Annotated in this window: 1 protein-coding gene; it reads left to right on the forward strand. The window is 67.3% G+C overall.

What is annotated here, in order from left to right; all coding sequences use genetic code 11:
- Window positions 1–202, forward strand: a 202-nt coding sequence (locus AC0L3B_RS40120) for a tRNA-dihydrouridine synthase (RefSeq protein ID WP_473383543.1), incomplete at both ends; no start/stop codon positions are given.

Consider the following 202-nt stretch of genomic DNA (forward strand, 5'->3'; position numbering starts at 1 on the left):
CTGTCGCTGACATCCACCGGTTCGCTGCGAATGCCGTCGTGCAGCGCCGACGTCAGGCGGCGCCCCGCCACCACCACGTTTGCACCGCGCTCTGCCGCAGCCTTGGCGACGGCCGCGCCGACCTTTATACCGGGGAAGCCGAGTACGACACGATTGCCGCGATCAAGCAGGCGGTGTCGATGCCGGTGTTTGCCAATGGCGA

The organism is Bradyrhizobium sp. Kon56 (assembly GCF_055807635.1).